The following is a 25,780-nucleotide window of genomic DNA, read 5'->3' on the forward strand; positions in this document are numbered from 1 at the left end:
GCAGGCTCACCCGCGGGGAAGCAACGTGAGGGCACTCACGATTGGTTGGAGGTCTCCACTGTCGCGCCGGCCTGATCAACAGTTGGCGCGGGCAGCCGGCTGACCGTGTTCAGCACCCCGACGGCGATCGCCGCCAGCGCCGCGACCACCGCAAAGGCGTAAAAGCCCCACGGGTACACAATTCCCGCGGTGAGCAGCAGGCCGCCCAGCAACGGGCCGCAGATGCCACCGATACGTCCGATGCCTGCCGTCCAGCCCAATCCGGTCGCCCGGGCGTCGGGCGGATAGGCGCGGGTCGTGTAGGCGTACACCAGCACCTGCGCGCTGAACACGAACGAGCCGGACAGGAACACCGCCACGTACAGCGCCACGCTGGGCAGCTTGATGCTCAGCAGCGCCAACATCACCGCGGCCACCACGAACCAGCCCAGCGTGGCCGGCTTGATGCCGACCCGGTCCGCGACCACGCCGGCCACCAGCAGGCCGGCCACGCCGCCGAAGTTCAGCGTCAGCAGCAGGCCCAGCGACGCGCCCAGCGGATAACCGGCCTGGCGCATGATCTCCGGCAGCCAGGTGTTCAGGCCGTAGACCAGGATCAGGCCCATGAACGAGGTGACCCAGAACGCGATCGACACGCCCATCATGCGGCCGCGGAACAACACCGCCAGCGCCGCCTTGATCGACGACCGGCTGCGCTGGGCCGGCGCGACCGAGTCGGGCAGGTAGCGGATCATCAGCGGCACCAGCACCAACGCCGGCAGCGCGCCCACCACGAACATCGCCTGCCAGCCCAGCGGGCCGATCAGCAGGATCCCCAGCAGGGCCGTGGCCATCGCGCCCACGTGGTAGCCGCTCATCACCGCCGTCGTCGCCGTGCCCGGCCGGCCCGAGCGCTCGTAGTGCTCACTGGCCAGCGTGATCGCCGTCGGCACGCAGCCGCCCAGGCCCAGCCCGGCCAGGAAACGCAGCAGCCCGAACACGAACGCCGACGGCGCCAGCGCGCACAGCAGCGTGAACACCGAGAACACCGTCACCGAGAAGATCAGCACCCGGCGCCGGCCGAGCGACTCGTTGAGCGTGCCCAGGGTGAGGGAGCCGACCGTCATGCCGACCAGCCCGATCGTCGACACGACCGTCGCGTCGGCCGCCGTCATGTTCCACACGTGGCCGGCCAGCAGCACCGGCAGCACGGTGCCCAGCACGACCAGGTCGAAGCCGTCCAGCAGGACGGCCGACCAACACAGCGGGAGCACCCAGCTTCGGCTGGGCGCTTCTGTGGACGTCACAGGGACCTCCCGGTTGTCGCCATTGACCTTGTTCGCCATGCGAACACCCATGCGTTGTGCGCACAGCCTAACGGCCACGGGCAAACCAGGACAGAGCGAACCGAAACTCCCAGCTTTCTCCCGGAATTCGGGCAATGTCATTACGGCGAACAGCCGCAACCGGTCAGGCCCGGAGCAGTTGGTACGCCGGCAGTTTGGCCGTCACCCCCGCGCCGGCGGTGCGGAAGGTCAGCCGCCGCCACAGCCAGGGGCCGACGTGGCCGGCCACCCAGCGGACCTGCTCGGCCGGGCCGACGACGGCCGGCACGTGGGCCGGGATGCGGATGGCCGATGGGGTTGCGTTGTGCAGGAAGGCCAGGAACTCGTCGGCGATCAGCTGATGCCCGTACGGACTGGGGTGCAGGCGGTCCGTGCTCCAGATGGCCGGGTCGGTCGGCGCGGAGCGGGCCAGGTCGAGGCAGCGGATCCGGTGTTCGGCGGCGGCATGCCGGATGGCGTCGTTAAGGCGACGGCCGCGGCGCACGAAGCTGGCCCGCATCTGAGCCGGCAGGGGCACGCCGATGCCCGGCTCGGGCAGGGTGGCGGTGAGCACGGTGGCGCCGGTGGCCGCCAGCTCGCCGTAGATCGTGCTCAGGTCGCGGCGGATGCGGCCGACGTCGAACCGGGGCCGCAGCAGGTCGTTCATGCCGACGATGACGCTGGCCAGGTCGGGCCCGAGCGCGACGGCCGGCGCCAGCTGGGAGGCGAGCACCTGGGCCGTGGTGAGGCCGCGGACGGCGAGGTTGGCGTACTCCAGCTCGCCCCGCCGGGTGGCCATGCCCTGCGCGAACCGGTCGGCCCAGCCGCGTGGGCGACCGTCGTCGGCGAAGTCGCCGATGCCCTCGGTCAGACTGTCGCCCAGCGCGACATAACGTCTCATGCCGCGACCGTACCCGGCTCAGGGTGAGCCGGGCGCGAATCGTTTGGCGTCCCAGCGGCCGTGCGCCTCCAGCATCTTGCGGCCGATCCGGGCCACCGCCGCGATGTCCTCAGCGTCCAATGTGGACTCGAAGTGGGCGTGCACGGCCTGCCAGTAGACGACCATCGTCGTGCCCTGCAACACCCGCCGCCCCTCGTCGGTCAGCGTCGCGCACACCGTCCGCCGGTTGCCCGGCAGCTGCACCCGCGCCACCCAGCCCCGCTTGACCAGCCGGTCGACCAGCCGGGTCACGCCGCTCGGGCTGATGCCCAGCAGCTCCGCCAGCTCGGCCATGCTCAGCCGCCGCTCGGGGGCGGACTTCAGCCGGTACAGGGCGGCGTGCTCGCTCAGCGTGCAGCCGCAGTGCTCCTCCATGGTGGCGCTGAGCGCCTCCTCCACGGCCTGCACGCCCTGTTGCAGGTACAGCCATGCCAGCAGCGGGTCGGGTTCGGCCATCTCAACAGTTGAGGGTAGAACACTTCCACTGTCAACAGTTGCCCCGGGCGAACCTGGCATTCTTGGGCAAGTCGGGCTCACCCTGGGAGTGCTTGTGGAGTTGCGGCTGTTGGGGCCGGTGCGGGTGGCCACCGGCGCCGACGTGGTCGAGCCGGGGCCGCGGCAGCGGCGGCTGGTGCTGGCCGTGCTGGCCCTGGAGGTCAACCGGGCGGTGCCCCGGGACCGCCTCGTCGAATGGATCTGGCCCGACGACCCGCCTCGTAGCGCCGCGCACGCCGTGCAGGTGCACGTCTCCCATCTGCGAGGCGTGCTCGGCGACGACATGGCGATCGTGGCCGAGGGCGACGGCTACCTGCTGCGGGCCGATCCGCACCGCATCGACGTGCACCGCTTTCTCGACGGCGTCGCTCGCGCTCGCACGGCCCCCAACGATCGGGCTCGCGTGGGCCTGCTCGACGAGGCGCTCGCGCTGTGGACCGGACCGGCGCTGGCCGACGCCGCCTCCCCCGAGATCCGCGAACGGCTGTGCGGGGCGTTGGAGGAAACCCGCTTGGCGGCCATGGAAGACCGTTTCGACGCGCTGCTGCGGCTCGGCGGCCACCATGAGCTCATCGGCGAGCTCACGACGCTGGTGGACGCCCACCCCACCCGTGAACGGCTGGTCGGCCAGCTGATGTTGGCTCGACACCGCGCCGGGCAGACCGACCGGGCCCTGGAGCTCGCCCGGCGTACCAGAGCGCTGTTGGCCGAGGAACTCGGCGTCGATCCCGGCGTGGAGCTGCAACAGCTGGAGTTGGCCATCCTGCGCAACGACACCACGGCCGCGCCGCCGGCACCGCACCCTGAACCCGAGGCGCCGGACCGTCGCACCGGGCTGATCGGCCGCGACACCGACGTCGCCGATGTCGTGGGGCGGCTGGCCGACGACAACGTGCGTCTGCTGACGCTGACCGGTCCCGGCGGCGTCGGCAAGACCCGGCTGGCCGTCGAGGCCGCGCGGCGGATGTCCGACGGCGTCACGGTGGTGCCGCTGGCCCCCGTGCGCGATCCGAGCCTCGTGCTGCCGACGATCGCCAGCAGCCTGGCCATCCAGGACACTGTCGGCACGCAGCTGCGCACCACCTTGGCTGTGTCGCTGCGGCAGCGGCGCGTGGTGCTGCTGTTGGACAACCTAGAGCACCTGTTGGACGCCGCCCCCGACATCGGCTGGCTGCTCGACGCCGCGTCGGGGGTGACCGTGCTCGCCACCAGCCGTGCGCCGCTACGGCTGCGTGGCGAGCACGTACGCCCCGTGGAGCCACTGGACCCGCCGTCGGCAGTCACGCTGTTCACCGAGCGCGCCGCGCAGGCCGGGGCCACCGGGGACCTGGATCCGGACGTCGTGGCGGCGATCTGCCAGCGCCTGGACCGGCTTCCGCTGGCCATCGAGCTCGCCGCCGCCCGCACCCGGCTGCTGTCGCCGACCGCGCTGCTCGACCAGTTGCAACGCTCCCACGACCTGCTCGCCGACGGCGCCCGTGACCTGCCGGCCCGGCACCGGGCGCTGCGGGCCACCGTCGCCTGGAGCTACGACCTGCTCAGCCCCGACGAGCAGGCCATGCTGCAAGCCGTCGCCGTCTTCGCCGGCGGCTGGACAGTCCCGACCGCCGCCGCGGTCGCCGACCTCGACCAGACGACCACGCTGCGGCTGCTCGGCAGTCTGCTCGACGGCAGCCTCATCACCCGTCAGGACAACCGTTTCACGCTGCTGGAGACCGTGCGGGCATTCGCCCTCGCCCAGTCCGACGACCGCCTTTCCGTCTTCCGCGACCGGCACTCGGCGTACGTCAGGGACTTCGTGCAGGCCGCTCGCCGGGGCGCCGACGGGCCCGATCAGGGCATGTGGTTCGACCGGCTGCGCGAGGAACAGGACAACCTGCGGGCCGCGCTGCGATGGCTGCTCGACCAGGGGCGGGCCGAGGAGTGCGCCGGGCTGCTGGCGTTCATCCCGTACTGGGTCGTCGGCGGGCACCTCGAGGAGTACCGCCGCTGGGCCGCCGAGGCCCTCGCCGGTTCGCTCAGCACCCGGTCGCGGGCCGGAGTCCTTGCCCTGTACGGATTCGCCGTGTTCGGCGTCGACCAGGCCGCCGGCGTCGAGGCCACCGCCGAGGCCGTGCGCCTGGCCCGCTCCGCCGGCGATCCCCTTGTGCTGGCCCAGGTTCTGCTCATGCGCGGGCACGTCGCCATGTGGGTCGAGGACCAGGCCCATGCCGCCGAGGTGCTCAGCGAGGCCTCGGACCTGTTCGTGGACACCGGCTTCCCCGGCCACCTCGCCCTCGCCCGGGCCGCTCGGGCCAGCGTCGCCATGGGCTTGGGCCAGCCCGACGAGGCCGCCCGGGTGCTCGCCGAACTGGAGGCCGAACGCCGCCCCGCCGGCGGCTGGGACCTCGGCGTCACCATGGTCTACCGCGGCTACGTCCTGCTCCGCCTCGGCGACTGGGCCGCTGCCGAGCGCGTCGTGCGTGGGGCCATCGCCCTCACCCACCAGTTCGGCAGCGGCACCACCATGATGTACGCCTTGCACTACCTCGCCGTCATCACCGCCAACACCTCCCGCCCCCACCGCGCCGCCCTCCTCGCCGGCGCCGCCGCCCTCCTCGTCGAGCAGTCCGGCCCCTCCATGCTCCGCGCCGCCGTCCGCGACCTCATCCGCGAAGCCACCGAAAAGCTCCTCGCCGACCTCGGCCCGTCCGAGCTCGACCGTCTCTTCCAGCAGGGCCGCTCCCTGTCCTGGGCCGAAGTCGTCGACCTGGTGATCACCCCCTGACCCAGGTCGGCCAGTCCCACCCCAGTTGCAGGAACAGGCCGAGCCGGTCGCTGACCGCCCGAATCTCGCTGATCTTCCGGTCGCGCATGGTGAAGATCCAGATCTGCTCGACCCGGAACGCCCGGTGAGTGGGCTCGGGCATGCGGGGATGCGCGCCCGTGTGCACGCCGCTGACCGTCAGGCGGGCCACCACCCGATCGCCCTCGGCGATGAGCTCCTCGGGCTCCATCCGCCCCTCGCCGAAGGCCGCCAGCTGCTGCCGGAACCCGTCGAACGCCGCCCCCGGCTCGTCGGCCTCTCCGTGGATGACCTTGTTGTGGTCGACCACGTCGGCGACCATGTGCCGAGGCAGGTCGGCCAGTCGGCGCTCGTTGACCGCGGCGAAGAAGCCCAGCACGGTCCGCTTGTTCTCGGCGATCACGAGACCCTCCTTCTTACAGTGTAAGTGTCCAATGTCGCCCACATTGCCCTTACGATGTAAGAATGTCAAGGACACCGGGGACCAGGGCCGGCCTCTCCCGCGAGCGGGTGCTGGCCGCGGCGCTCGAACTCGTGGACCGGGACGGCCTGAAGGCATTGTCGATGCGCCGGCTCGGCGCGCAGCTGGACGTCGAGGCGATGACGCTCTACCACTACGTCCCCACCAAGGACGCCCTGCTCGACGGCCTGGTCGAGCAGGTGCTGGACCGCTCGACACCGCCGTCCTTCGACGGCGACTGGCGATCGATGCTCGACGACTACGCGCGCTCGCTGCGGTCCACGCTGCTGGCCCATCCGAACGTGCTGCCGCTGGTCGCGGCCCGGCCGGCGGTCACGCCGGAGACGCTCCGCACGGTCGAGCGGGGACTGCGGATGCTGGTCGACGCGGGCTTTCCGCTGGGCCGCGCGCTGGATGCGCTGAACGCCCTGAGCGTGTTCGTCATTGGTCACGCCACCAGCGAGGTGCACATCGACACCGACCCGGCGCTGCCCGACCTGACGGAGTTTCCCCTGCTGAGCACGGCCGCCCGGACCGGCAGCGGCATCGACGACGAGGCCCGGTTCCGGTTCGCGGTGGACGTGTTCCTGACCGGGCTGGCCGCACTGGGGCCCGAATAAAGGCTTGACCGAGGAATCTTTTCACGGTCAAGCTTTGTGCATGGAACCTTACCGAATGACGGTTGCCGTGACCGGGGCGTCGGGCACGCAGGGCGGGGCGGCGGCGCGGGCGTTGCTGGCGGCGGGGCATCGGGTGCGAGCGCTGAGCCGCAGGCCGGAGGCGGTGGAGCTGCCGGGGGCGGAGGTGGTGCAGGCCGACTTCGACCGGCCACGAGAGCTGGACCGGGCGTTCCGAGGGGCGGACGCGGTCTTCCTGGTCACGACGCCGTTCGGCACGGACCTCGACACCGAGATCCGGCACGGCGTGGACGCGGTCGACGCGGCGGTGCGGGCCGGGGTCGGGCACATCGTGTACACCTCGGCGACCAACGCGGACCGCGACACCGGGATCCCGCACTTCGACAGCAAGCGGGTGGTGGAGCGGCATCTGGCCGCCGTGACCGACGCCTGGACGGTGATCGCCCCGGCGGCGTTCATGGACAACATCGCCGGCGGCTGGGCGATCCGGTCGCTCCGGCAGGGCCACTTCTCGCTGCCGCTGTCGCCGGGCACGCCGCTGAAGCTGATCGCCGCGGCGGACATCGGCGCGTTCGCGGCGCTGGTGATCGGCCGCCGGGAGGAGTTCCGCGGCCGCCGCGTCGACATCGCCTCGGACGAGCGCACGGGCCGGCAGATCGCCCGGGCCCTCGGCGAGGCCATCGGGCGCGACATCGAGTACGACGCCGGCAACGTCGAGGACGTCGCCCGCTACTCCACCGACCTGGCGGCCATGTTCGCCTACTTCGAGCGGGTCGGCATGGACGTCGACATCACCGGGCTGCGCGCCGCCTACCCGGAGGTCGGCTGGCACACCTTCGCCGACTGGGTCCGGCTCAACTCACCTCGACTGGCAGGCTCTCCACTGCCCGGCTGAGCCGGGTGAACTGCCACGGGATCTGCCCCGCCGGCACGGCCAGCCGCAGCCGCGGAAACTCCCCGATCAGCCGTTCCAGCACGGTTTCGGCCAACACCCGGCCGAGCAGCGCGCCGACCCGGTACTGCACGCCGTGCCCGACGGTGCCGAGGTCGAGCCGATCTGACGGCCCCTCGGCCAGCATCACGAGCTCGCCGGCCGGAATCACCTTGTCGCCCAACCGAATCGGCGCAACGGTGCGGCGGAAGCTGCCGACCCGCAAGGGATCGCTGCCCCGGACCAGTTCCGCCACCAGGTCCGGCACCATGGTCGGCGCGTTGCGGGCCAGCGCCACCTGACGCGTGCTCTCCAGCAACGCCGACATGGCGTTGGCCACGAAGCTGCCGGCGATCTCCACGCCGCCGACCACCAGCATCGCCACCAGGTTCAGCAGCTCGTCGGCGCCGGTCTCGGCGGCGGCCAGCGCCGCCACCAGATCGCAGTCGGCCACCGCCGCCACGTAGCGCGGCAGCGACGAGCCGGCTCGTCCGTGCACGGCGAGCAGAATCTCCGTCCACGACAGGATCTTGTCCTCGACCGGCAACCCGAGCAGGCCGCAGACGAGCCGGGCCGGCAGCGGCCGGGCGACCTCGGCGACCAGGTCGACGGACCGCTGGTGACGCAGCGGCGTGAGCAGCTCCCCGGCCAGTTCGGCGGTCCGGGGCCGCAGCCGCTCCGCCCGTTCCGGCGTGAACACCGAGGCCGCGAGCCGGCGCAGCCGGTCGGCGGATTCGGTGCGCAGCAACGGATCGGCCAACTCCAGGGGCAGCGCCCGCAGCGCCTGGCCGTCGAGGCCGCCGCCGTCGATCACGTGCGCGGCGGCCCTGGTGTCCCGGCTCAGCCGCGGGTCGGAAAGCCCGGCCCGCACGTCCCGAAATCCGGTCACCAGCCACACTTTCGCGCCGCCGGACGTCACCGTCGGCACCACCCGCGGTCCCCCGACCGTCGGCCGCTCACACATGTCCCCCGCACCCCCGTGCCGTTCGCGTCAAGTGTCGATGACACGAACAGCACGGGCGTTCGGTTCACTCCCGAACGAATTCGGCTATCCGGGTGGCGATCTCGGCCGGCGACGGCAGCGCCGCGATCTCCGCGCCGACCTCGGCCGCCTTGGCGCGGAACTTCTCCTCGGACAGCAGCTGGCCGATCACCCGCGCGTCCAGCTCCGCCTCCTCGACCTGAAGCCCGACACCGTGGTTGTGCACGGCGGCGGCGTTGATGTAGCGGTCCGCGCCGCTGGGCGCGACCAGCTGCGGCACGCCCATGGCCAGCGGCGTCAGCGCGGTGCCGGCGCCGCCGTGGTGGATGAGCAGGGAACTGGTGGCCAGCAAGGAGTTCAGCGGCACCCAGCCGGCCGCGCGGACGTTCGGCGGCAGGGTGCCCAGGCCGTTGAGGTCGACCTTGTCGCCCAGCGCCAGCACGAACTCCGCGTCCACCTCGGGCGCGGCGGCGATGATCCGCTCCACCGGGCCCAGCCCGCTCATGTCCGGCGCGACCGTGCCCAGCGTGACCGCGACCCGCGGCCGGTCGCCGGCCCGGCCCAGCCACGACGGCTCGACGCCGCCGCCGTTGTAGGGCACGTACCGCATCGACCAGCCCTCCGGCTCGCCGGCGAGCATGCTCGGCGGGGCCACGTCGATGTAGGCCCGGCGTTGCGGCAGCTCGACGCCGTGCTGCTCGAAGTCGGCGGCCATGTGCTCGCGGAACAGCTCCGGCACGCCGTCGCCGCGCACGAAGCCGAACCCGTGCCCCACCCACGGCACGCCGAGCTTGGCCGCGGCGATCAGGCCGATGCCGCCCATCATGCCCTGGACGACGACGTCCGGACGGAACTGCTCGGCCGCCGTCAGCAGGCCCGGCAGCAGCGGGCGGCTGAGCATCGGCAGGACCGGGCCCATCTCCCGGACGTCGGTCATGCGGCGGGTGATCACCTCCTCGTACAGGGCCGGGTTCTGCTCCCTCAGCCGGGTGAACTCGGCCCGCATGTCCAGGCCGGGCAGCACGTCGGCCACCGGCAGGCCGGCCTTGGCCGCCACCAGCGCGTCGCCGGCCGTGGCGACCAGGACGTCGTGTCCGGCCGCGCGCAATGCCCAGGTCAACGGGACCATCGGGAAGACATGCCCCACACCCGGGGCCGAAACTACGAGAACACGCACGATGACTCCCCCATAGAGAACGAAACGTTTTCTATTCTCAGGGTAGGCACGAGCGTTAGAGAACACCAAGTACTCTAAGGGCAGAGATGAGTGGCGTGGATCACCGCAAGGGGCCGCGACGGCGCGGCGACGAGCTCAACCAGGCGATCTTCGCGGCCGCCCTCGACGAGCTGACCGAAGTCGGCTACCCGCGGCTGACCATGGAACGGATCGCCGAGCGGGCCCGCACCAGCAAGGCGTCGCTGTACCGCCGCTGGGCCGGCCGGGCCGAGCTGGTCATGGACGCCGTGATGCACCAGCTGCCCACCGTCGACGACCTGCCCGACACCGGCGAGCTCCGCGGCGACCTGCTCACCGCGCTGCGGGCCATGGCCGTCACCCTGAACAGCCCGGTCGGCACGGCCACCCGCGGCATGATCGCCGAGATCAGCGGCGACTCCGACACCGTGCGCCAGCAGCGGGAACGCTTCATCGAACGCCGCAACCAGCTCATGGTCGGCATCGTGCGCCGGGCCGTGGCCCGGGGCGAGGCCCGGGCCGGGGCGCTGAGCCCGCTGGTCGCCTCGGTCGGGCCGGCGCTGATCCGGGACCACTTCCTGTCCAGCGGCGGGCCGATCCCGGACTCGGTCATCGTCGACGTCGTGGACCACGTGGTCGTGCCGCTGATCAAGGCCGTCTAGTACGCGTGCGGCCGGACGATCCCGTCATCGTCGGGAACCTTGAAGTTCACCGCGCGCACCCCGTCGTTCTCCCAGCCCGGGCACCGCCCGTAGTAGATCCACGGCTCCGGCTCGAAGTCGGCCAGGAAATCGTCGGCCTCCTCGAGCGCGCTGGGGTAGTCCACGGTCATGTGCAGGGCGTCGTCGTCGACGTGCCCGACCACAATGGCCCCGGTCTCCCCCGGCAGCCCGCCCAGGTAGTCCATGAAACGGGCCATCTCGGCCCGGGTCCGCGTGGTGTAGCGGCGGTGCGCGAACCGGTCGCCGAAGAAGAAGCTGACGTCGCTGCCGTGCCGCAGCTCATCGGCCAGCGCCTCCAGCGCCGGCTGGTCGACGCATCGGTACCAGTTGGTCGAGCCGCCGCCGTAGGCCAGCCGCTCCAGGACGATCGCGGGCCCGCCGGCCAGCAGCCGGGGCACGGGACTGGTCATGACGGCCCGCCGCCGCCAGCCGCCGCCCTTCGACCTCGCCGCCCGAGTCCACCGCATCAGGTTCCCCCTAGCTGCCACACCGCCGGAGCACGTCGATCTGTGCCGGGTTGTAGAGGTCGAGGGTGGCATGATCCACCGCCTGCTGCATGAACCGGGGCCCGTGCGGGGCATCGGCCCAGGTCTCGGCGTCCATCGGCATGTCGGCGAAGACCTTGGCCACGAAGGCCTTGAGCCGCTCGGCCAGGTCGGCGCGGGTCGCCTCGTCGGCGTCGGCCGGCAGGTTGTCCAGGTCGGCCACGACCGGGTCGCCCAGGCCCGCGCGCATCCGCTCGGCGATGGCCTCGGTCGCCTTGGGCGGGAAGACCTGCGCCATCACGACGATCATGGCGCGGTCGGCGGCGCTCAGCTCGGCGCCGGCGATCAGCTCGGCCAGCCGGGGCGGCAGATCGGTGGGTGTGGCCTGGCGCAGGATCAGGGCCAGCTCGGCCCGGACCCGTCGCAGCCGCTCGATGGTGGCGGCCAGCTCGCCGTCGAGCACCCGCAGCGCCTCCTCGGGATGCTCGTCGGCGTCCCCGAGGTCGGCGATCTGCGCGAGGGACAGGCCCAGCCCGATCAGGCGCTTGACGCGCATCACCCGGACCAGGTGCGCCACGCCGTAGCTCTTGTAGCCGTTGGCCCGGCGTTCGGGCTCGGCCAGCAGGCCGACGTCGTGGTAGTGCCGGACGGCCCGCACGGTTGTGCCGGCCAGCTCGGCGAGCTGACTGGTGCTCCACCCCACGACTGCGTGCTCCTCACTGACGGCGGTGTGTCCCATTCAAAACCATGCCGTCACGACAGGGTCAACCCCGGCGCCAGTGCCCCTCGATCACCTTGCTGCGGACCAGTTCTCCCGACGCGTCGGCCGAGCGCTCTTCTGTCCTGGCCCCAGCCTCACAGCCGGACGCCCGCGCTCGCGTCGGTGGTTTTTGCCTCAGCGCGTGGCGTGTCCGCCATCAGCTGAACCGCTGCCGGCCGATCCCGGACCGGTGCGACCATGACCGCATGGCGGACATCCTTCAGTTCCACCGGGCCCCGGGTCCCGAGCCGGAGCCGCTGTGGCGCGAGCTGCTCGGGCGCAGCCTGCGCGCGGCCCGGGAGGAGCAGGGGGAACGGCTCGTCGACATCGCCGAGCGGGCCGGCATCTCGCCGCAGTACCTGTCGGAGATCGAACGCGGCCGCAAGGAGCCGTCCAGCGAGATGATCGCCGCCGTCACCGGCGCGCTCGACGTGGACCTGGCCCACCTGCTGGTCGAGATCGCCGGCGACGTCCGGCGGCTGCGCGCCCTCGGCCGGGGTCCCGCCGTCCGTCGCCGTCCCACGGGCCCCGTGCTCATGGCCGCCTGAGGTCACCGCTTCTCGATCACACGGTCGGCCAGGCCGTAGGCGACCGCCCCGGCCGCGTCGAACACGCGGTCCCGGTCCGTGTCGAGCCGCAGCTGCTCGACGTCGTGGCCGGTGTGCTTGGACAGGATGCGCTCCAGCTGCGTGCGCACCCGGATCACCTCGTCCGCCTGGATGATCAGGTCCGGGATCGTGCCCCGGCCCTGCGCCGCCGGCTGGTGCAGCACCACCCTGGTGTGCGGCAGCACGTAGCGGCGGCCGGGCGCGCCCGCGGCCAGCAGCACCGCGCCGGTCGCCACCGCCTGGCCCACGCACAGCGTCGACACCGGCGCCTGCACGAAGCACATCGTGTCGTAGACCGCGAGCATCGCCGACGGGTCGCCGCCCTCGGAGTTGATGTAGAGGCTGATCTCCTGCTCGGGGTTCTCGGCGTCCAGGAACAGCAGTTGGGCGATCAGCGCGTTGGCCACCCCGGCGTCGATTCCCGTGCCCAGGTAGACGATCCGCTCCGAGAGCAGGTGCGAGTAGACGTCCATGATCCGCTCGCCGCCGGCGACCCGCGTGATCACGTTCGGAATGGTGTACGTGCTCATGCGTTGGCCCCCAGTCCCAAAGCCTGCTTGCGCACCGGCACGATCTGGTTGATGTCGCCCACAATGTGGTCGACGAAGCCGTACTCACGGGCCTCTTCCGCCGTGAACCAGTGGTCGTGGCGGGAGTCCTCGAAGATCCGTTCCAGCGGCTGGCCCGTGTCGTCGGCGACGAGGCTCAACACCGTGTCCCGGGTGTGGCGCAGGTCGTCGGCCTGCACCTCCACCTCCACCGCCGACCCCCCGATGCCGGCCGAGCCCTGGTGCATGAGGATCCTGGCGTGCGGCAACGCATACCGCTTGCCCGGCGTGCCCGCCGACAGCAGGAACTGGCCCGCGCTGCACGCCAGGCCCAACGCCAGCGTCGCCACGTCGCACGGCACCAGCCGCATCACGTCGCGGATCGCCAGCATCGACGGCACCGAGCCGCCCGGGGAATGGATCCACAGCGCGATGTCCTTGCGTGGATCCTCACTGGCCAGGGCCAACAGCTGGGTCGCCAGCACCGTGCCGTTGTCGTCGTCCAGCACGCCGTCCAGCACCAGCACCCGCTGGCTGTAGAACCGTTCTCGGAGCCGGTGATCGAACATCGGCTGCTTCTCGTCGTTCGCCATGCCGACGACGATGCCGCGTCCACCCCGGTTTCCGGGGGCCGTGCTGCTGTGAGCAGATCAGCTCAGGGCAGGAATCTCGGCGACGTCGTGGAACACCGGGATGCCCCGTTCCCGCGCGATCCTCACGTCCTCGTCCGCGCCGGTGGATTCGCCCGGCAGCCGCAGCACCGCGTCGCAGTGCTGGAGCAGCCGGTGCGCGGTCGGGTACAGCACCTCGTCGGCGTGCACCCCGTCGGGTTCGGAGCCGCGCAGCACCGGCAGCGCCACCCACTCGCCGATCATCGGCACGTGGCCGGCGCGGAACACCGGCCACGCCGCCTCCTCCAGCCGGGCCAGGTTCCGGGCCATCAACGCGGGGTCGTCGCCCGTGCCGGAGCGGTAGGGGCCGGCGATCAGGATCATCAACGGTCTCGCCATACCCCGACCATACCGTGCATAATTGCGGAAGAACAGGAAGGAGTGTGCAGATGCTGGTCGCCGAGCGCCAGGAACTCCTGCTGAGCCGGCTCGCCTCGGCCGGCAAGGTCGTGGCCAAGGACATCGCCGCCGAACTCGGCGTCTCCGAGGACACCATCCGCCGTGACCTGCGCGAACTAGCCACCGCCGGCCGGTGCCAGCGCGTCTACGGCGGCGCCCTGCCCGCCTCCCCGGCCGTCGCCGACTACGCCGCCCGGCAGGCCGTGGCCCCCGACAGCAAGCAGCTCGTGGCAAAACGTGCACGATCGTTGATCGAACCCGGCATGACCGTGCTGGTCGACGGCGGCACCACCGCCCTGGCCGTGGTCCAGGCGCTGGACGTGGCCTGCACCGTGATCACCCACAGCCCCACCGTCGCCTGCGCCCTGCTCGACCGTCCCGCCGTCGAAGTCTTCCTGCTCGGCGGCCGCCTGTTCCGCCACTCCGCCGTCACCTGCGGCGCCGCCACCGTCGAGGCCGCCCAGTCCGTGTCCGCCGACCTCTTCCTGCTCGGCGTCACCGGCGTGCATCCCGACGAGGGGCTCACCACCGGCGACGCCGAGGAGGCCGCCATGAAACGCGCCCTCGCTTCCCGCGCCGCCGACACCTACGTCCTGGCCAGCGCCGAGAAGATCGGCACCGCCTCCCGCTACCGCGTGCTCGGCGTGCCCGAGGTCGCCGGCATCATCACCGACGTCCCCTCCGACCACCCCGTGGTCGCCCGCCTCCGCTCCGCCGGCGTCTCCGTCCTTCTCGCCGCCTAGCTCCCTGCCCCATCATGGTGTGCGGAGGTCCCCGATGATCAAGATCACCTACGCGCTCCGCCGCCGGCCCGAGCTCTCCCCCGAGGAGTTCCACCGCTACTGGCGCACCGAGCATGCCGCCCTCGTGCTCCACCACGCCGCCGCCATCGGTCTCCGCCGCTACGTCCAGTCCCACACCGTCACCACCCCCGTCGACGCTCCCCTGCGCGCCGCCCGCAGCCCCGACCCCGAGCCCTACGACGGCGTCGCCGAGCTCTACTTCGACGACCTCGACGCCCTCATCTCCCCCTCATCCCCCGAAGACGCCCTCGCCGCCGGCATCGCCCTCGTCGAGGACGAACGCCGCTTCATCGACCTCTCCCGATCGCCCATCTGGCTCTCCGAGGAACACGTCATCCTCGACACCACCCTCTGACCCCGCCACACACACAACGCCGGCACACCACGACAATCACGTTGTGGTGCACCGGCGTCCCAGCTCCCAGTCGAGCTTGAGTGGCCGCTATCCCTTGCAGGCGTCCAGCTTCTGCTTGGCGTCCGCCGCCGCCTTGGCCGCCGCGTCCGCCTTGGTCTTGACCTTGGCCTGGTCCTCCTGCGCCGCCTTGACCGTCGCGATCGCCTCCGCCGACTTGGCGATCTCCTGCGCCGCGTCCGCCATCGCCTGCGCCGCCTTCGCCGCCGACGCCGCGTCACCCCCGGCCGCCGCCTGCGCCGCATCCGCGTCCGCGTTCGCCTTGGTCATCGCCGCGTCCGCCGACGCCTGCTCCGCCTGCGCCTTCCCCACCTTGCCGTCCGCCGCCTTCAGCTCCGCGTCCGCCGCCGTCCTGGCCGCCTCCGCCGACGTCACCGCCCCCTGCTCCTGCGTGCACGACTTCGCCACCGGCGCTCCCCCGCACGCCCCCGTCACCAACGCCCCGCCGAGCACGACCGCAACCAGCACAGCACGCATCAGGTCTTCCCCCTGAATCAGTCAAAACGTGTCAGTGCCTCACTCTACGGATACCGGACAAGGCGTTATCGACGGCTCAGCACTGTCAGACCCGTGCGGCATCATGACTCCGATCACAGAAGCGAGGGGACCATGGCGAACGCCGCACGCGATGACCGAGACCCACACGTCGGCAACCATTTCGACGGAAGCTCGAACGGCTTCGTCGTGCAGGCCGACTCGATCCACGGCGGGGTCTACTACGACCAGTCGCACACCGTCTACCAGTCCGTTCACGTCGAACGGCCCAGAAAAGGCAGCGCACTTGTCGGCCTGGTGGTCCTGGGCGGCGCCGGGTACACGGCGATGGCGCTCCCTGGACTCTTCAACGTCGTCACCGGCCAGGTCTTCGTCGTGGACGGAACATCCGGCTCGGTCACGTGGCCCGGCGTCGCTCCGGGGCTGGCGATGCTGGGCGCGATCTACGGGCTCATCCTCGCTCTCCTGACGCGCCGCGGGATCCTCCCGCGACTACGCCGCAGAACGCTGGTCTTCACCGGCGCCGGCACCCTGATTCTGCCGCTGGCCTTTGCGATTCCGGACGCGGAGCACGCGAAGGTCAGCGGGTGCTTCTGTCTCGTCGGCGTCGCCGCTCTCCTCGTCTACAGCTGGATACGAAATCGCCGATAGAAGTCAGACCAACAGGGCCGGTAGGTCGCGGATGGAGTCGAGGATGTGGGTGGCGCCGGCTTCCTCGAGCTGGGCGCGGGTGCCGGCGCCGGTGAGGACGCCGGCCGAAATCGAGGCGCCGGAGCGGAGGGAGCTGAGGATGTCGGAGGGGGTGTCGCCGACAGCGGCGATCTCCCGTACGTCGTCGATGCCGAGCTGGAGGGCGGCGGTGAGGATCATGTCGGGGTAGGGGCGGCCGCGGACCGAGGACGACGGGGTGAGGGCGAGGTCGGGGAGGGACTGCCAGCCCAGCGCGGCGAGGATGGCCTCCTGGGTGGGGCGGGAGAAGCCGGTGGTGAGGACAACGCGAATGCCCGCCGACTGCAAGGACTTGATGGCGGATTCGGCGCCGGGGATGGGTTCGCACAGGCCGGACGAGACCAGGCGGGAGTAGGCGGCCTCGAAGGCGGAATTGGCCTGCTGGGCCGAGGATTCCGGCAGCAGGGCACGGAAGACGACGATCTTGGACTGGCCCATGGTGCGGCGGACGTGGTCGAGCATGGCGGGGAAGCGGTCGTCCGAAGTGGACACTCCGACGGAGGCGATGGCCTCGGTGAAGGCCCGCTCGACGAGGCCGTCGTCGGCGACGGTGGTGCCGGCCATGTCCAGTGCTGCCAACGATAACGTCACAGTCCAGCCTCCACGGCGGTGCGCTCGGCGATCGCCGGCGAGCAGGTCATGCCCCGGCCACCGGGTCCGGTGACCAGCCAGGCGTTGTCGGAAACCCGGGCCCGGTGCACGACGGCGGCGGGATCGGTGTGCTGGGCGTAGACCCCGGCCCAGCGGCGGCGAACGGGCGGCAAAGACCGGCCCAGCAAGGACTCCGCGACCGAGGCCAGGTGTTCGTAGGGCGCGGAGTCGACGTCGAACGTGAACGGCTCGGCGTACTCGTGGGTGTCGCCGATGGTGAGGGAACCGTCGAGCCGTTGCACGAGCAGGAGCTGCATCTTGTGCTCGGCGGCGACGGAGGGCTGCGGCTGCCCGGCGCCGAGGGCGTCCAGGGCAGGGCCGCGATAGGCGGGGTAGTAACGGAAACTGTCGCCATCGGCGACGGAGGTGGTCAGCACGGACTCGAGGGGATCGGTCTGCATCATCTGGAGCCGAACCCGCCGCACCGGCGCCTCGCCGGCGATTTCCCGCACCAGGCCGCCGAGCGCGGCCCCGGTGCACAGCAGGACGAGGTCGGCCTCGAAGACGTCGCCATGGTCGTCCCGCACGCCGTGAGGCAGCAACGCCCGGACTTCCCGGCCGGGCAGCCAGGTGTAGCGGCCGCTGGCCAGAAGGTGTTGGCGCAGCGCGGGTTGGGCCACCCGAGGCTCCACGGCGGCGTCCATCGAGCAGTGCAGGCCGCCGAGGAAGTCGCCCCGCAGGGCGGGGTTCAAGGAGCGAACCTCGTTGGGCGCCAGCAGTGTCAGGCCACGGTCGGCCGAGTCGGGCCTGGCCACGACGTCCGAGGCGACGGCCAGCTCCAACGGGGTCCGCACGAGCGTGAGGGAGCCGTTGGCCCGGAACCCGACCCCGGGGACCTGACGGCCGATCTCCTCCCACAGCTCACGCGCCCGCCGGGCGGTCGCCAGCTCCTCGCCGGGCGCCCGACCGCCGACCCAGACCAGCCCGAAGTTGCGCACGGAAGCGCCCCGGGCCTGCTGTTCCCGTTCGATCTGCACCACGTCGTGGCCACGGGAAACGGCCTGCCACGCGTGCATCGTCCCCAGCACGCCGCCACCGACCACGATCACTCGCACGGACACGACCGTAGCATGGACTAGAGCAGTTACCAATACGTGACCTAAGGGCCAATCGAGGCCGAACAACCCCAGACGGCAGAATCGTCGCCGTGATGTCGATTGAGCAGAGGATCGCCGACGAGCTCGGCGTGCGGGACGGGCAGGTGACCGCGGCCGTCGGCCTGCTCGACGGCGGTTCGACGGTGCCGTTCGTCGCCCGCTACCGCAAGGAAGCAACCGGCGGCCTGGACGACGCCCAGCTGCGCACCCTGGAGGAGCGCCTGCGCTACCTGCGCGAGCTGGAGGAGCGCCGCACCGCGATCCTGGAGTCCATCGCCGAGCAGGGCAAGCTGGACGACGCGCTGCGCGAGCAGATCATGTCCGCCGACTCCAAGGCGCGGCTGGAGGACATCTACCTGCCGTACAAGCCGAAGCGGCGGACCAAGGCCCAGATCGCCCGCGAGGCCGGCCTGGAGCCGCTGGCCGACGCGCTGATCGGCGACCCGACGCTGGACCCGCAGGCCACCGCGGCCGGGTACGTGGACGCCGAGAAGGGCGTCGCCGACGCGGCGGCCGCGCTGGAGGGCGCGCGGGCCATCCTGGTCGAGCGCTTCGGCGAGGACGCGGACCTGATCGGCGCGCTGCGCGAGCAGATGTGGACCCGGGGCAGCCTGGTGGCCAAGGTCCGCGACGGCCAGCAGGAGGCCGGGGCCAAGTTCAGCGACTACTTCGACTTCGCCGAGCCGTTCACCAAGCTGCCCTCGCACCGCATCCTGGCCATGTTCCGCGGCGAGAAGGAGGAGGTCCTCGACCTCACCCTGGAGCCGGAGGAGCCGGTCGAGGGCCAGCCGTCCGACTACGAGGTGCGCATCGCCTCCCGGTTCGGCATCGACAACCAGGGCCGCCCGGCCGACAAGTGGCTGACCGACACCGTGCGCTGGGCCTGGCGCACCCGCATCCTGGTGCACCTGGGCGTGGACCTGCGGGCCCGGCTGCGGTCCGAGGCCGAGGACGAGGCCGTGCGGGTGTTCGCGGCCAACCTGCGCGACCTGCTGCTGGCCGCCCCGGCCGGCACCCGCGCCACCATGGGCCTGGACCCGGGCTTCCGCACCGGCGTGAAGGTCGCGGTCGTGGACAGCACCGGCAAGGTGGTGGCCACCACCGCCATCTACCCGCACCAGCCGGCCAACCGCTGGGACGGGTCGCTGGCGACCCTGGCCAAGCTGTGCGAGCAGCACAAGGTGGAGCTGATCTCGATCGGCAACGGCACGGCGTCCCGGGAGACCGACAAGCTGGCCGCCGACCTGATCAAGCTGCGGCCCGAGCTGAAGCTGACCAAGATCGTCGTCTCCGAGGCCGGCGCCTCGGTGTACTCGGCCTCCGCGTTCGCCTCGGCCGAGCTGCCGGACATGGACGTGTCGCTGCGCGGCGCGGTGTCCATCGCCCGCCGGTTGCAGGACCCGCTGGCCGAGCTGGTCAAGATCGACCCCAAGTCCATCGGCGTCGGCCAGTACCAGCACGACCTGGCCGAGACCAAGCTGTCCCGGTCGCTGGACGCGGTGGTCGAGGACTGCGTGAACGCGGTCGGCGTGGACCTGAACACGGCGTCGGCCCCGCTGCTGACCCGGGTGTCGGGCATCGGCTCGGGCCTGGCCGAGAACATCGTGCAGCACCGCGAGGCCAACGGCCCGTTCCGCTCCCGCGAGGCGCTCAAGGGCGTGGCCCGGCTGGGCCCCAAGGCGTTCGAGCAGTGCGCGGGCTTCCTGCGCATCCCCGGCGGCGACGACCCGCTGGACTCCTCCAGCGTGCACCCCGAGGCCTACCCGGTGGTGCGGCGCATCCTGACCGCCAACAACCTGGCGCTGACCGAGCTGATCGGCAACGGCGCCAAGCTGAAGGCGATCAAGCCGGCCGAGTTCGTCGACGACAAGTTCGGCCTGCCCACGGTCACCGACATCCTCAAGGAGCTGGAGAAGCCGGGCCGGGACCCGCGGCCGGCGTTCAAGACGGCGACCTTCGCCGAGGGCGTGGAGAAGCTCGGCGACCTCAAGCCGGGCATGGTGCTGGAGGGCGTGGTCACCAACGTGGCCGCGTTCGGCGCGTTCATCGACATCGGCGTGCACCAGGACGGTCTCGTGCACGTGTCGGCGATGTCGCGCACCTTCGTCAAGGATCCGCGCGACGTCGTGAAGTCCGGGGACGTGGTGCGGGTGAAGGTGCTGGACGTGGACATCCCGCGCAAGCGGATCTCGTTGACGCTGCGTCTGGAGGACGAGCCGGAGCGCGGCGGTCCCGCCCAGAACAAGGGCGGCGGCGGTCCTCGGCGGCAGGATCAGAACCGCGGCGGTGGCGGCGGCAAGCGTGGCGGCGGCGGACAGCCGCGCCGCGAGGAGCGTCCGGCCAACGGCTCCATGGCCGACGCGCTGCGCAAGGCCGGTTTCGGCAAGTAGCGCCTGGTCGGGGTAGCCGCTTCGGCGGCTACCCCGCCAACACCTTCGCCAACGTGTCGAGCTGGGCGTTGACGCCCTGCTCGCGCCACTCCGGCTGCTCCATGTCGTCCAGGTACGCGCCCTGCTCGGCCAGCACGAGTCGCGTGCCCTCGCCGTCGGCGACGAACTCGACCGTGGTCTGCGAGACCGTGGACAGCTTGTCGCCGTCGTGCAGCGTGGCGCTGTAGACGATCCGCTCGCCGTCGACGATGTCCCGGTACGTGGCCTCGTACCGCAACTGCCCGCCGGCGGCGACTTCCGTTCCCCCGACCCGGAAATCCAGCTCGTGCCGGTGCCCGGGGGCCGTCAGCCAGCGGCCCTTGACCTCCGGGTCGGCCCAGGCGGCGAAGACCTTTCCGGGCGGCTGCGGGTAGTTCCGGTCGATGGTGAACGTCGAGTGCTTGACGGTCATGTCATTCCTCCTCGTCCAGTACGTCGGCGAGCCGGTCCAGCTTTCGCTCCCAGGCGGTGCGCCGCTCGCGCAGCCAGTCCTCGGCCGCCCGCAGCCCGGCCGGCTCGATCCGGCAGGTGCGGACCCGGCCGACCTTCTCGGTGCGGACCAGCCCGCACGCCTCCAGGGCCTGTAGGTGCTGCACGACGGCGGCGAGCGTGATCGGCAGCGGCGCGGCGAGCTCGCTCACCGACGCCGGTCCCCGGGTCAGCCGCTCGACCAGGCCCCGCCGGGTCGGGTCGGCCAGCGCCTGGAACAGCCGGTCCAACTCATGGTTAAGCACACACTTGAGTATCACCGTCTCCAACACTCAAGTCAACCCTTAAGTGTGCGGGCCCGAACGTCATGAAGGGCCCCTTACTGACGTCCAACGTCAGTAAGGGGCCCTTCATGACACAAAAATGGCGGGGGTCAGGCGGCGTCCTGGTCGAGCTGGGTGGCCTTGACGGCCTTGGCGACCTGGGCGCAGTCGTCGGCGGTGATGCCGGCGGCGCCGGCCTTGGCCAGGGCCTGGCACGAGGAGTTCAGCGCGTCGCCCACGTCGTGGAAGGTGGCGCTGGGGGTGAGGGTGTTCTCCACGCCCCACCAGACCTGGATGGCCTTGGCCAGGCCAAGGCCCCGCACGGTCTGGCCGTTGAAGGTGTCGCCGTCGGTGATCAGGTAGTCGGCCTTGTTGATCACGCCGTCGTTGATGTGCACGTCGGGGTTGTCGGTGTCCCAGCCCGGGCCGTTCACGCGGTCGGGCTGCGCCTTCTTCGAGGAGCGAGGGTCCTTCATGTTGCGCACGGCGCCGATCGCGGAGCCGGCGCCCAGCTGCCAGCGGTTGGAGCCCTGCACGTTGGGGTCGTTGGCGGTGATGGCGATGAACTGGCCGAAGACGTCGGACAGACCCTCGTTGATGGAGTCGGCTTGGCCGCCCTCCAGACCCGAGGTGTGCTGGGTGACGCCGTGGGTCAGCTCGTGACCGGTGATGTCGTCGGTGGTGACGCCCTCGCCGAAGGCCATCTGCTCGCCGTCCCAGAAGGCGTTGAGGTACGGGCAGTCCTCGCCCTGCACGCAGATCCGCACGGTGCCGCGCAGCGCCTTGCCGGTGCCGTCGTTGTAGTTGGCGCCGATCAGCGAGGTGAGGTCGACCCCGACCGAGTTCTTGTAGAAGTCCTGGGCGTTGCCGAAGAAGGTGTAGACGTTGTTGACGTCCTGGACCGACGAGGCGGCCCCGCCTTCCTTGCGGCTGAGCTTGAACGTGGTGCCGCAGCGCACCGAGTTGTTGGTGCCGGACACGACCTTGCGGTTGGCGTCGCAGACGTCGCGGTTGACCGCCTCGCGGACCTCCGACCACGAGGTCAGCACCTGCTGCGAACCGGCCTTGACGACCTCGGTCCACTTGTCCTCGATGGACGGACCGTGCACCACGACCTGGTAGGTGGGCACGGCGACCGACTCGCCGCGGGCGCCGCCCAGGGTGGCGTCGTACCAGTAGGCCTTGGGGGTGTCGGCGGTCAGCTTCGCGGCCGACAGGCCGCTGCGCTTGGCCACGTCGGCGATCGCGGTGGCGGCGGCCCCCGCGTCGGTGGCCGGGAACTGGCCGGCGGTGCGCTGCGTGGTCCGGCCGTGCCGGGCGACCACGTTCCCCTGCTGGTCCAGCACGTTGACCTGCTGGCCGCCGAACACCGGCACGCCGCCGATCGTCTGCTGGTAGCGGACCACGCTGCCGAACGGCATGGACTGCGCGGCCAGCTGCTGCATCGCCGGCGCCGCCATGGCCGGGCCCGCCGCGACGGCCGCGCTGGCCGCCATGGCGGCGACGGTCGCACCCGCGACCACCGCACCCGTGATAACTCGATTGCGTGACACTCACACACCTCCGCAGGGATCCAGTCACCGGAAGCGACTGAATGCGCAGTGTGCGTAATCCTCACGTGTGAGCGCCCCCGCCGAAAGTATGAAGATCACCCAACGACCGGGGGAAGCAATTTCGGCATCCGCCAGCTATGGCGTGACCCCGGCCCGGGCCAGCGCCGCCGCCGTCTGGGTGTCGGTGACCCGCCGGACCAGCAGCACCGCGAGCGTCGCCGCCACGGCCTCGACCGCCGTCATGACCAGCCACAGCGGCAGCTCGGAGTGCAGCGAGTAGGACCGCACCTCGGACGACACCACCAGCTGGCCCGCGTACTCGCGATGGAAGAACGTGATCGGCGGCACCCGGCCGATGACCTCGGCGAGCAGGAACAGCAGCCACCACAGGGCGACGAAGCGCCGGGACGACGTGCGCCAGCCCGCGCTGGCGTCGACGACGCTGAGCACCACCATGAACGGCAGCACGAAGTTGGCCGCCGGGATGAACCAGCTGCCGATCGTCCACCCCGGACTCCAGGGCATCGGCCTCGGCGCGGCGATGACCGCCGCGTTGGCCCAGGCCTGGTGCAGCCAGGCGATGAAAACGCCGGCCGCCACGAACAACACGAGGTAGTCCAGCGCCCCGAACACCGCCGGCCACCCCGTCCGCCACTCGCCCACGGTGTCGGCGGCGTGCAGGACGGCGGCGGCCACGATCAGGATCTGCGCGGCCATGGCCAGACCGCGTGGCGGCCGGATCACCGCAACCGGCATGCACATCATTTTCCGTCCCCTCCCCGACCGCCAAAGTACGCCGGTCAAGGCCGCCGGGGAGAGGCAAAAACGGTGTCAGGCGCGGGCGACCGACTGCCATTCGGTGACGCGCCGGATCACCAGCACCGCGAGCACGGCCGAGACGACGTCGAGCCCGGCGGCCACGAAGACCACCCCGATGCCGTTGCCGTAGGTGGCGATCCGGGCGCAGACGTTCGACGCGAAGAAGCACAGCCACCAGCCGAGCACCAAGCCCTCGCCGCTGTCCTCCCGGTTCGGCGCGCTGGCCCGCCACACGTCGACCACGTACTGGTACGGGAACCAGAAGTTGACGATCGGGCAGATCCAGGCCCCGATCGCCCACCCCCGGCCCAGCCGCTGGGTGGCCGGCCCGGCCGCGATCTCGGCGTTCGACCGCACCTGCCACAGCCACACCACGAACACCACCGCAGCGGCGGCCAGCGCCAGCAGGTAGGCGACCGCGAGCGCCCCGGCCGGCGAGCTGAGCCCCCGCGCCTCCGCGATCGTCTCCAGCACATCGACCAGCGCCACCAGTCCGACCAGCGCGGACGCCGCGATCGAGATCGCGCCGACCGACCGCCACTGCCGGTGGTTGCGCCGCTGGTCAGCGGACATCGGCGCGCCCAGCGGCGCACCGTGATTCGGTTCCATTCCATCCCCTCCGGGTAACGAGCTTCCCGACCCGGAGCGGGACAGTACCGCCGAAAGGTCACGGATACGCCGGCATTTCGCGGCTCAGGCGACCGGCCGGCGCTTACGCGGTGAGCGCCTGCCAGTCGGAGATGCGGCGGATAACCAGCAGCGCCAGCACGCCGGAGGCCAGGTCCAGGACGCAGGCGGCGACCAGCGGCACGGCGTCGACGATGCCGGCCAGCGTGATGAACCGGGTGAACAGCCACGACACCACGAAGGCCACCCACCACCACATGACCAGCCCTCCGGCGCGATCCCGGTTCGGCGTGCTGGCCCGCCACACGTCGACCACGACCTGGTACGGGAACCACAGGTTGACCACGGGGCAGATCCACGCCCCGATGACCCATTCCCGGGTCAGGCGCTGCCCGTGCGGGCCGACCAGCAGCTCCGCGTTGGCCCGCGCCCGCCACAGCCACATGACGAAGGCGACGGCGGCGACCAGCATCACGCCGGCGTTCACCCACAGCAGCACGTTGTCCAGCCCGGCCGCGCCGCTCACGTCGGCGATCGTCTCGGCCACATCGGTGACGAGCACCAGGGCGATCAGCGCCGAGGCGGCGATCGCGCGACGGCCGACCGGCTTCCAGTTCTTGGGCACGCGCCGGCCACGGGCGGTCGGCACAGTGGTCTTTGTTCTACTCACGGCTCTCCCCTGACGTCCTGCCGACGACCTTAGGGAAACAACGTCACAAATCGAGCTGTGTTATGAAGCTGAAACGGTCGCCGCGATAGAGAGAACGGACACGCTCCACCGGCACGCCGGCGTCGTCCCTGGTCACACGGTGCAGCAACAACATCGGCACCGCCGGATTGGTGCCGATGAGCAGCGCTTCCCGCGGGGTGGCGAGCACCGTCTCCACCCGTTCCTCGGCGTGCGCCAGCACGATACCGACCGACCCTGTCAAATACGCGTACAACGACGTGGCCGGATCGAAGACGGACAACAGATCGGGAAAACGGCGAGCGGACAGATAGGTCGATTCCAGGCCGATCCGCTCCGAATCGGCCAGCAGCACCCGCTCGATGTGCAGGGCCGGGTCGCCGGGCTCGATGCCCAGGTCGGCGGCCAGCCGCTCGTCGGCGGCCATGTGCTCGCCGGTGACCAGGTAGCGGCTGGGCTCCACGCCCTGGCTGCGCATGCCCTCGGTGTAGCTGACCAGCGCCAGCGGCTGCACCAGCTTCGGCGGCGCGACGAACGTGCCCGCGCCCTGCCGGCGCACCAGCCGCCCCTCCAGCACGAGTTCGCTCACGGCCTGCCGGAACGTCACCCGCGACACCTCGAACCGCTCGGCCAGCTCCCGCTCCGACGGCAGCGTCGCGCCCTCGCCCAGCTCCTCGATCAGGCCCAGCAGCCGTGACTTGACCGCGTAGTACCGCGGCACGCGCCCGTGCTCGGGGATGCCCGCGCGAACGGGCTCTCCGGCGCGGTGCGAGGGCGTTGGCATGGTTGTCCAGCTTAGAGT

General features: G+C 71.4%; 30 protein-coding genes. 9 read left to right on the forward strand and 21 right to left on the reverse strand.

The features are described 5' to 3' along the window. Positions 1 to 35 precede the first annotated feature (35 nt). The 3 genes from ACIG5F_RS10450 to ACIG5F_RS10460 form a co-directional block, all read right to left on the reverse strand. The gene (locus ACIG5F_RS10450) at positions 36 to 1,286 is read right to left on the reverse strand and encodes an MFS transporter (protein ID WP_396517204.1); all 1,251 of its coding nucleotides are present in this window, start codon (positions 1,284 to 1,286) and stop codon (positions 36 to 38) included. 163 nt (positions 1,287 to 1,449) lie between these two features. Next, positions 1,450 to 2,205 (reverse strand): SGNH/GDSL hydrolase family protein, encoded by a 756-nt coding sequence (locus tag ACIG5F_RS10455; protein ID WP_396517205.1) that lies wholly within the window; start codon positions 2,203 to 2,205, stop codon positions 1,450 to 1,452. An 18-nt stretch (positions 2,206 to 2,223) separates the two neighbouring features. Then, complete coding sequence (locus ACIG5F_RS10460; RefSeq protein ID WP_396517206.1) at positions 2,224 to 2,700, reverse strand: MarR family winged helix-turn-helix transcriptional regulator; 477 nt, start codon at positions 2,698 to 2,700, stop codon at positions 2,224 to 2,226. A 94-nt stretch (positions 2,701 to 2,794) separates the two neighbouring features. On the opposite strand from ACIG5F_RS10460, the gene ACIG5F_RS10465 reads away from it, so the two are divergent. Further along, positions 2,795 to 5,506: a BTAD domain-containing putative transcriptional regulator gene (locus tag ACIG5F_RS10465; RefSeq protein WP_396517208.1), complete on the forward strand. Its 2,712-nt coding sequence runs from the start codon at positions 2,795 to 2,797 to the stop codon at positions 5,504 to 5,506. On the opposite strand, the gene ACIG5F_RS10470 is transcribed toward ACIG5F_RS10465, so the two are convergent. Further along, complete coding sequence (locus tag ACIG5F_RS10470; RefSeq protein ID WP_396517209.1) at positions 5,496 to 5,927, reverse strand: ester cyclase; 432 nt, start codon at positions 5,925 to 5,927, stop codon at positions 5,496 to 5,498. The two genes, ACIG5F_RS10465 and ACIG5F_RS10470, sit on opposite strands and share 11 nt — an antisense overlap. A gap of 62 nt (positions 5,928 to 5,989) precedes the next feature. Here ACIG5F_RS10470 and ACIG5F_RS10475 point away from each other — a divergent pair, with 62 nt between their 5' ends. Together ACIG5F_RS10475 and ACIG5F_RS10480 are read left to right on the forward strand one after the other, a co-directional pair. Continuing rightward, the gene (locus tag ACIG5F_RS10475) at positions 5,990 to 6,604 is read left to right on the forward strand and encodes a TetR/AcrR family transcriptional regulator C-terminal domain-containing protein (protein ID WP_396517210.1); all 615 of its coding nucleotides are present in this window, start codon (positions 5,990 to 5,992) and stop codon (positions 6,602 to 6,604) included. 55 nt (positions 6,605 to 6,659) lie between these two features. Next, positions 6,660 to 7,517 (forward strand): NmrA family NAD(P)-binding protein, encoded by an 858-nt coding sequence (locus ACIG5F_RS10480; protein ID WP_396517211.1) that lies wholly within the window; start codon positions 6,660 to 6,662, stop codon positions 7,515 to 7,517. Here ACIG5F_RS10480 and ACIG5F_RS10485 read toward each other — a convergent pair. After that, positions 7,477 to 8,481, reverse strand: a complete 1,005-nt coding sequence (locus tag ACIG5F_RS10485; protein ID WP_396517212.1) for a hypothetical protein — start codon at positions 8,479 to 8,481, stop codon at positions 7,477 to 7,479. The two genes, ACIG5F_RS10480 and ACIG5F_RS10485, sit on opposite strands and share 41 nt — an antisense overlap. 100 nt (positions 8,482 to 8,581) lie before the next feature. Further along, positions 8,582 to 9,712, reverse strand: a complete 1,131-nt coding sequence (locus tag ACIG5F_RS10490; protein ID WP_396517213.1) for a nucleotide disphospho-sugar-binding domain-containing protein — start codon at positions 9,710 to 9,712, stop codon at positions 8,582 to 8,584. A 95-nt stretch (positions 9,713 to 9,807) separates the two neighbouring features. On the opposite strand from ACIG5F_RS10490, the gene ACIG5F_RS10495 reads away from it, so the two are divergent. After that, positions 9,808 to 10,392 (forward strand): TetR/AcrR family transcriptional regulator, encoded by a 585-nt coding sequence (locus ACIG5F_RS10495; RefSeq protein WP_396517214.1) that lies wholly within the window; start codon positions 9,808 to 9,810, stop codon positions 10,390 to 10,392. On the opposite strand, the gene ACIG5F_RS10500 is transcribed toward ACIG5F_RS10495, so the two are convergent. Both ACIG5F_RS10500 and ACIG5F_RS10505 read right to left on the reverse strand, forming a co-directional pair. Then, positions 10,389 to 10,919, reverse strand: coding sequence for a hypothetical protein (locus ACIG5F_RS10500; protein ID WP_396517216.1), 531 nt, complete (start codon positions 10,917 to 10,919; stop codon positions 10,389 to 10,391). The genes ACIG5F_RS10495 and ACIG5F_RS10500 overlap by 4 nt on opposite strands. A 10-nt stretch (positions 10,920 to 10,929) precedes the next feature. Next, positions 10,930 to 11,640 carry a MerR family transcriptional regulator gene (locus ACIG5F_RS10505; protein ID WP_396517218.1) on the reverse strand — a complete coding sequence of 237 codons (711 nt, stop codon included), beginning with the start codon at positions 11,638 to 11,640 and terminating at the stop codon, positions 10,930 to 10,932. A 263-nt stretch (positions 11,641 to 11,903) separates the two neighbouring features. Between ACIG5F_RS10505 and ACIG5F_RS10510 the strand changes: the two genes are divergently transcribed. Next, positions 11,904 to 12,245, forward strand: a complete 342-nt coding sequence (locus tag ACIG5F_RS10510) for a helix-turn-helix domain-containing protein (RefSeq protein WP_396517219.1) — start codon at positions 11,904 to 11,906, stop codon at positions 12,243 to 12,245. 2 nt (positions 12,246 to 12,247) lie between these two features. Here the strand turns inward: ACIG5F_RS10510 and ACIG5F_RS10515 are convergent, their stop codons facing one another. Genes ACIG5F_RS10515 through ACIG5F_RS10525 form a run of 3 tightly spaced genes read right to left on the reverse strand, consistent with a single transcriptional unit; the run spans position 12,248 to position 13,863 of the window. Further along, positions 12,248 to 12,835, reverse strand: a complete 588-nt coding sequence (locus tag ACIG5F_RS10515; RefSeq protein ID WP_396517220.1) for a ClpP family protease — start codon at positions 12,833 to 12,835, stop codon at positions 12,248 to 12,250. Next, the gene (locus ACIG5F_RS10520; protein ID WP_396517221.1) at positions 12,832 to 13,446 is read right to left on the reverse strand and encodes a ClpP family protease; all 615 of its coding nucleotides are present in this window, start codon (positions 13,444 to 13,446) and stop codon (positions 12,832 to 12,834) included. Before ACIG5F_RS10520 ends, ACIG5F_RS10515 begins: the two co-directional genes overlap by 4 nt. 57 nt (positions 13,447 to 13,503) lie before the next feature. Beyond that, complete coding sequence (locus ACIG5F_RS10525) at positions 13,504 to 13,863, reverse strand: DUF4406 domain-containing protein (RefSeq protein WP_396517222.1); 360 nt, start codon at positions 13,861 to 13,863, stop codon at positions 13,504 to 13,506. A gap of 50 nt (positions 13,864 to 13,913) precedes the next feature. Between ACIG5F_RS10525 and ACIG5F_RS10530 the strand changes: the two genes are divergently transcribed. Both ACIG5F_RS10530 and ACIG5F_RS10535 read left to right on the forward strand, forming a co-directional pair. Further along, positions 13,914 to 14,666 (forward strand): DeoR/GlpR family DNA-binding transcription regulator, encoded by a 753-nt coding sequence (locus ACIG5F_RS10530; RefSeq protein WP_396517223.1) that lies wholly within the window; start codon positions 13,914 to 13,916, stop codon positions 14,664 to 14,666. 34 nt (positions 14,667 to 14,700) lie between these two features. Continuing rightward, positions 14,701 to 15,081: an EthD domain-containing protein gene (locus ACIG5F_RS10535; protein ID WP_396517224.1), complete on the forward strand. Its 381-nt coding sequence runs from the start codon at positions 14,701 to 14,703 to the stop codon at positions 15,079 to 15,081. An 87-nt stretch (positions 15,082 to 15,168) separates the two neighbouring features. Here ACIG5F_RS10535 and ACIG5F_RS10540 read toward each other — a convergent pair whose 3' ends face one another. After that, on the reverse strand, positions 15,169 to 15,615 hold the full coding sequence (locus ACIG5F_RS10540) for a hypothetical protein (RefSeq protein ID WP_396517225.1): 447 nt from the start codon (positions 15,613 to 15,615) through the stop codon (positions 15,169 to 15,171). A gap of 132 nt (positions 15,616 to 15,747) precedes the next feature. On the opposite strand from ACIG5F_RS10540, the gene ACIG5F_RS10545 reads away from it, so the two are divergent. After that, on the forward strand, positions 15,748 to 16,284 hold the full coding sequence (locus ACIG5F_RS10545; protein WP_396517226.1) for a hypothetical protein: 537 nt from the start codon (positions 15,748 to 15,750) through the stop codon (positions 16,282 to 16,284). 3 nt (positions 16,285 to 16,287) lie between these two features. On the opposite strand, the gene ACIG5F_RS10550 is transcribed toward ACIG5F_RS10545, so the two are convergent. Together ACIG5F_RS10550 and ACIG5F_RS10555 are read right to left on the reverse strand one after the other, a co-directional pair. Continuing rightward, positions 16,288 to 16,953, reverse strand: coding sequence for a phosphonatase-like hydrolase (locus ACIG5F_RS10550; protein ID WP_396517227.1), 666 nt, complete (start codon positions 16,951 to 16,953; stop codon positions 16,288 to 16,290). After that, complete coding sequence (locus tag ACIG5F_RS10555) at positions 16,950 to 18,068, reverse strand: TIGR03364 family FAD-dependent oxidoreductase (RefSeq protein ID WP_396517364.1); 1,119 nt, start codon at positions 18,066 to 18,068, stop codon at positions 16,950 to 16,952. The genes ACIG5F_RS10550 and ACIG5F_RS10555 overlap by 4 nt, the downstream gene beginning before the upstream one ends. A 95-nt stretch (positions 18,069 to 18,163) precedes the next feature. Here ACIG5F_RS10555 and ACIG5F_RS10560 point away from each other — a divergent pair, with 95 nt between their 5' ends. After that, complete coding sequence (locus tag ACIG5F_RS10560; protein ID WP_396517228.1) at positions 18,164 to 20,500, forward strand: Tex family protein; 2,337 nt, start codon at positions 18,164 to 18,166, stop codon at positions 20,498 to 20,500. 28 nt (positions 20,501 to 20,528) lie between these two features. Here the strand turns inward: ACIG5F_RS10560 and ACIG5F_RS10565 are convergent, their stop codons facing one another. From ACIG5F_RS10565 to ACIG5F_RS10595, 7 genes are all read right to left on the reverse strand, one after another. Continuing rightward, complete coding sequence (locus tag ACIG5F_RS10565) at positions 20,529 to 20,951, reverse strand: SRPBCC family protein (RefSeq protein WP_396517229.1); 423 nt, start codon at positions 20,949 to 20,951, stop codon at positions 20,529 to 20,531. Position 20,952: 1 nt separating this feature from the next. Next, the gene (locus ACIG5F_RS10570) at positions 20,953 to 21,273 is read right to left on the reverse strand and encodes an ArsR/SmtB family transcription factor (RefSeq protein ID WP_396517230.1); all 321 of its coding nucleotides are present in this window, start codon (positions 21,271 to 21,273) and stop codon (positions 20,953 to 20,955) included. A 128-nt stretch (positions 21,274 to 21,401) separates the two neighbouring features. Next, positions 21,402 to 22,844, reverse strand: a complete 1,443-nt coding sequence (locus ACIG5F_RS10575) for a M4 family metallopeptidase (protein ID WP_396517231.1) — start codon at positions 22,842 to 22,844, stop codon at positions 21,402 to 21,404. Between the two features lie 135 nt (positions 22,845 to 22,979). Further along, on the reverse strand, positions 22,980 to 23,600 hold the full coding sequence (locus tag ACIG5F_RS10580; RefSeq protein ID WP_396517232.1) for a DUF4328 domain-containing protein: 621 nt from the start codon (positions 23,598 to 23,600) through the stop codon (positions 22,980 to 22,982). Positions 23,601 to 23,675: 75 nt separating this feature from the next. Next, positions 23,676 to 24,272: a DUF4328 domain-containing protein gene (locus ACIG5F_RS10585; protein ID WP_396517233.1), complete on the reverse strand. Its 597-nt coding sequence runs from the start codon at positions 24,270 to 24,272 to the stop codon at positions 23,676 to 23,678. A gap of 103 nt (positions 24,273 to 24,375) precedes the next feature. After that, a complete protein-coding gene (locus tag ACIG5F_RS10590; protein WP_396517234.1) occupies positions 24,376 to 24,960 on the reverse strand; it encodes a DUF4328 domain-containing protein in 585 nt (194 codons plus the stop codon). 43 nt (positions 24,961 to 25,003) lie between these two features. Then, positions 25,004 to 25,762 carry a GntR family transcriptional regulator gene (locus ACIG5F_RS10595; RefSeq protein WP_396517235.1) on the reverse strand — a complete coding sequence of 253 codons (759 nt, stop codon included), beginning with the start codon at positions 25,760 to 25,762 and terminating at the stop codon, positions 25,004 to 25,006. Positions 25,763 to 25,780: the final 18 nt, after the last annotated feature.

The sequence above is a fragment of the Kutzneria sp. NPDC052558 genome (assembly GCF_044547355.1).
GTDB lineage: Bacteria > Actinomycetota > Actinomycetes > Mycobacteriales > Pseudonocardiaceae > Kutzneria.

Bases quoted from the DNA above. Each gene is read 5' to 3' on its own strand.
- ACIG5F_RS10455 (WP_396517205.1), bottom strand. From the start codon at position 2,205: ATGAGACGTTATGTCGCGCTGGGCGACAGTCTGACCGAGGGCATCGGC.
- ACIG5F_RS10460 (WP_396517206.1), bottom strand. From the start codon at position 2,700: ATGGCCGAACCCGACCCGCTGCTGGCATGGCTGTACCTGCAACAGGGC.
- ACIG5F_RS10475 (WP_396517210.1), top strand. From the start codon at position 5,990: ATGTCAAGGACACCGGGGACCAGGGCCGGCCTCTCCCGCGAGCGGGTG.
- ACIG5F_RS10480 (WP_396517211.1), top strand. From the start codon at position 6,660: ATGACGGTTGCCGTGACCGGGGCGTCGGGCACGCAGGGCGGGGCGGCG.
- ACIG5F_RS10500 (WP_396517216.1), bottom strand. From the start codon at position 10,919: ATGCGGTGGACTCGGGCGGCGAGGTCGAAGGGCGGCGGCTGGCGGCGG.
- ACIG5F_RS10510 (WP_396517219.1), top strand. From the start codon at position 11,904: ATGGCGGACATCCTTCAGTTCCACCGGGCCCCGGGTCCCGAGCCGGAG.
- ACIG5F_RS10515 (WP_396517220.1), bottom strand. From the start codon at position 12,835: ATGAGCACGTACACCATTCCGAACGTGATCACGCGGGTCGCCGGCGGC.
- ACIG5F_RS10520 (WP_396517221.1), bottom strand. From the start codon at position 13,446: ATGGCGAACGACGAGAAGCAGCCGATGTTCGATCACCGGCTCCGAGAA.
- ACIG5F_RS10525 (WP_396517222.1), bottom strand. From the start codon at position 13,863: ATGGCGAGACCGTTGATGATCCTGATCGCCGGCCCCTACCGCTCCGGC.
- ACIG5F_RS10530 (WP_396517223.1), top strand. From the start codon at position 13,914: ATGCTGGTCGCCGAGCGCCAGGAACTCCTGCTGAGCCGGCTCGCCTCG.
- ACIG5F_RS10535 (WP_396517224.1), top strand. From the start codon at position 14,701: ATGATCAAGATCACCTACGCGCTCCGCCGCCGGCCCGAGCTCTCCCCC.
- ACIG5F_RS10540 (WP_396517225.1), bottom strand. From the start codon at position 15,615: ATGCGTGCTGTGCTGGTTGCGGTCGTGCTCGGCGGGGCGTTGGTGACG.
- ACIG5F_RS10545 (WP_396517226.1), top strand. From the start codon at position 15,748: ATGGCGAACGCCGCACGCGATGACCGAGACCCACACGTCGGCAACCAT.
- ACIG5F_RS10560 (WP_396517228.1), top strand. From the start codon at position 18,164: ATGTCGATTGAGCAGAGGATCGCCGACGAGCTCGGCGTGCGGGACGGG.
- ACIG5F_RS10565 (WP_396517229.1), bottom strand. From the start codon at position 20,951: ATGACCGTCAAGCACTCGACGTTCACCATCGACCGGAACTACCCGCAG.
- ACIG5F_RS10580 (WP_396517232.1), bottom strand. From the start codon at position 23,600: ATGCCGGTTGCGGTGATCCGGCCGCCACGCGGTCTGGCCATGGCCGCG.
- ACIG5F_RS10585 (WP_396517233.1), bottom strand. From the start codon at position 24,272: ATGGAACCGAATCACGGTGCGCCGCTGGGCGCGCCGATGTCCGCTGAC.
- ACIG5F_RS10595 (WP_396517235.1), bottom strand. From the start codon at position 25,762: ATGCCAACGCCCTCGCACCGCGCCGGAGAGCCCGTTCGCGCGGGCATC.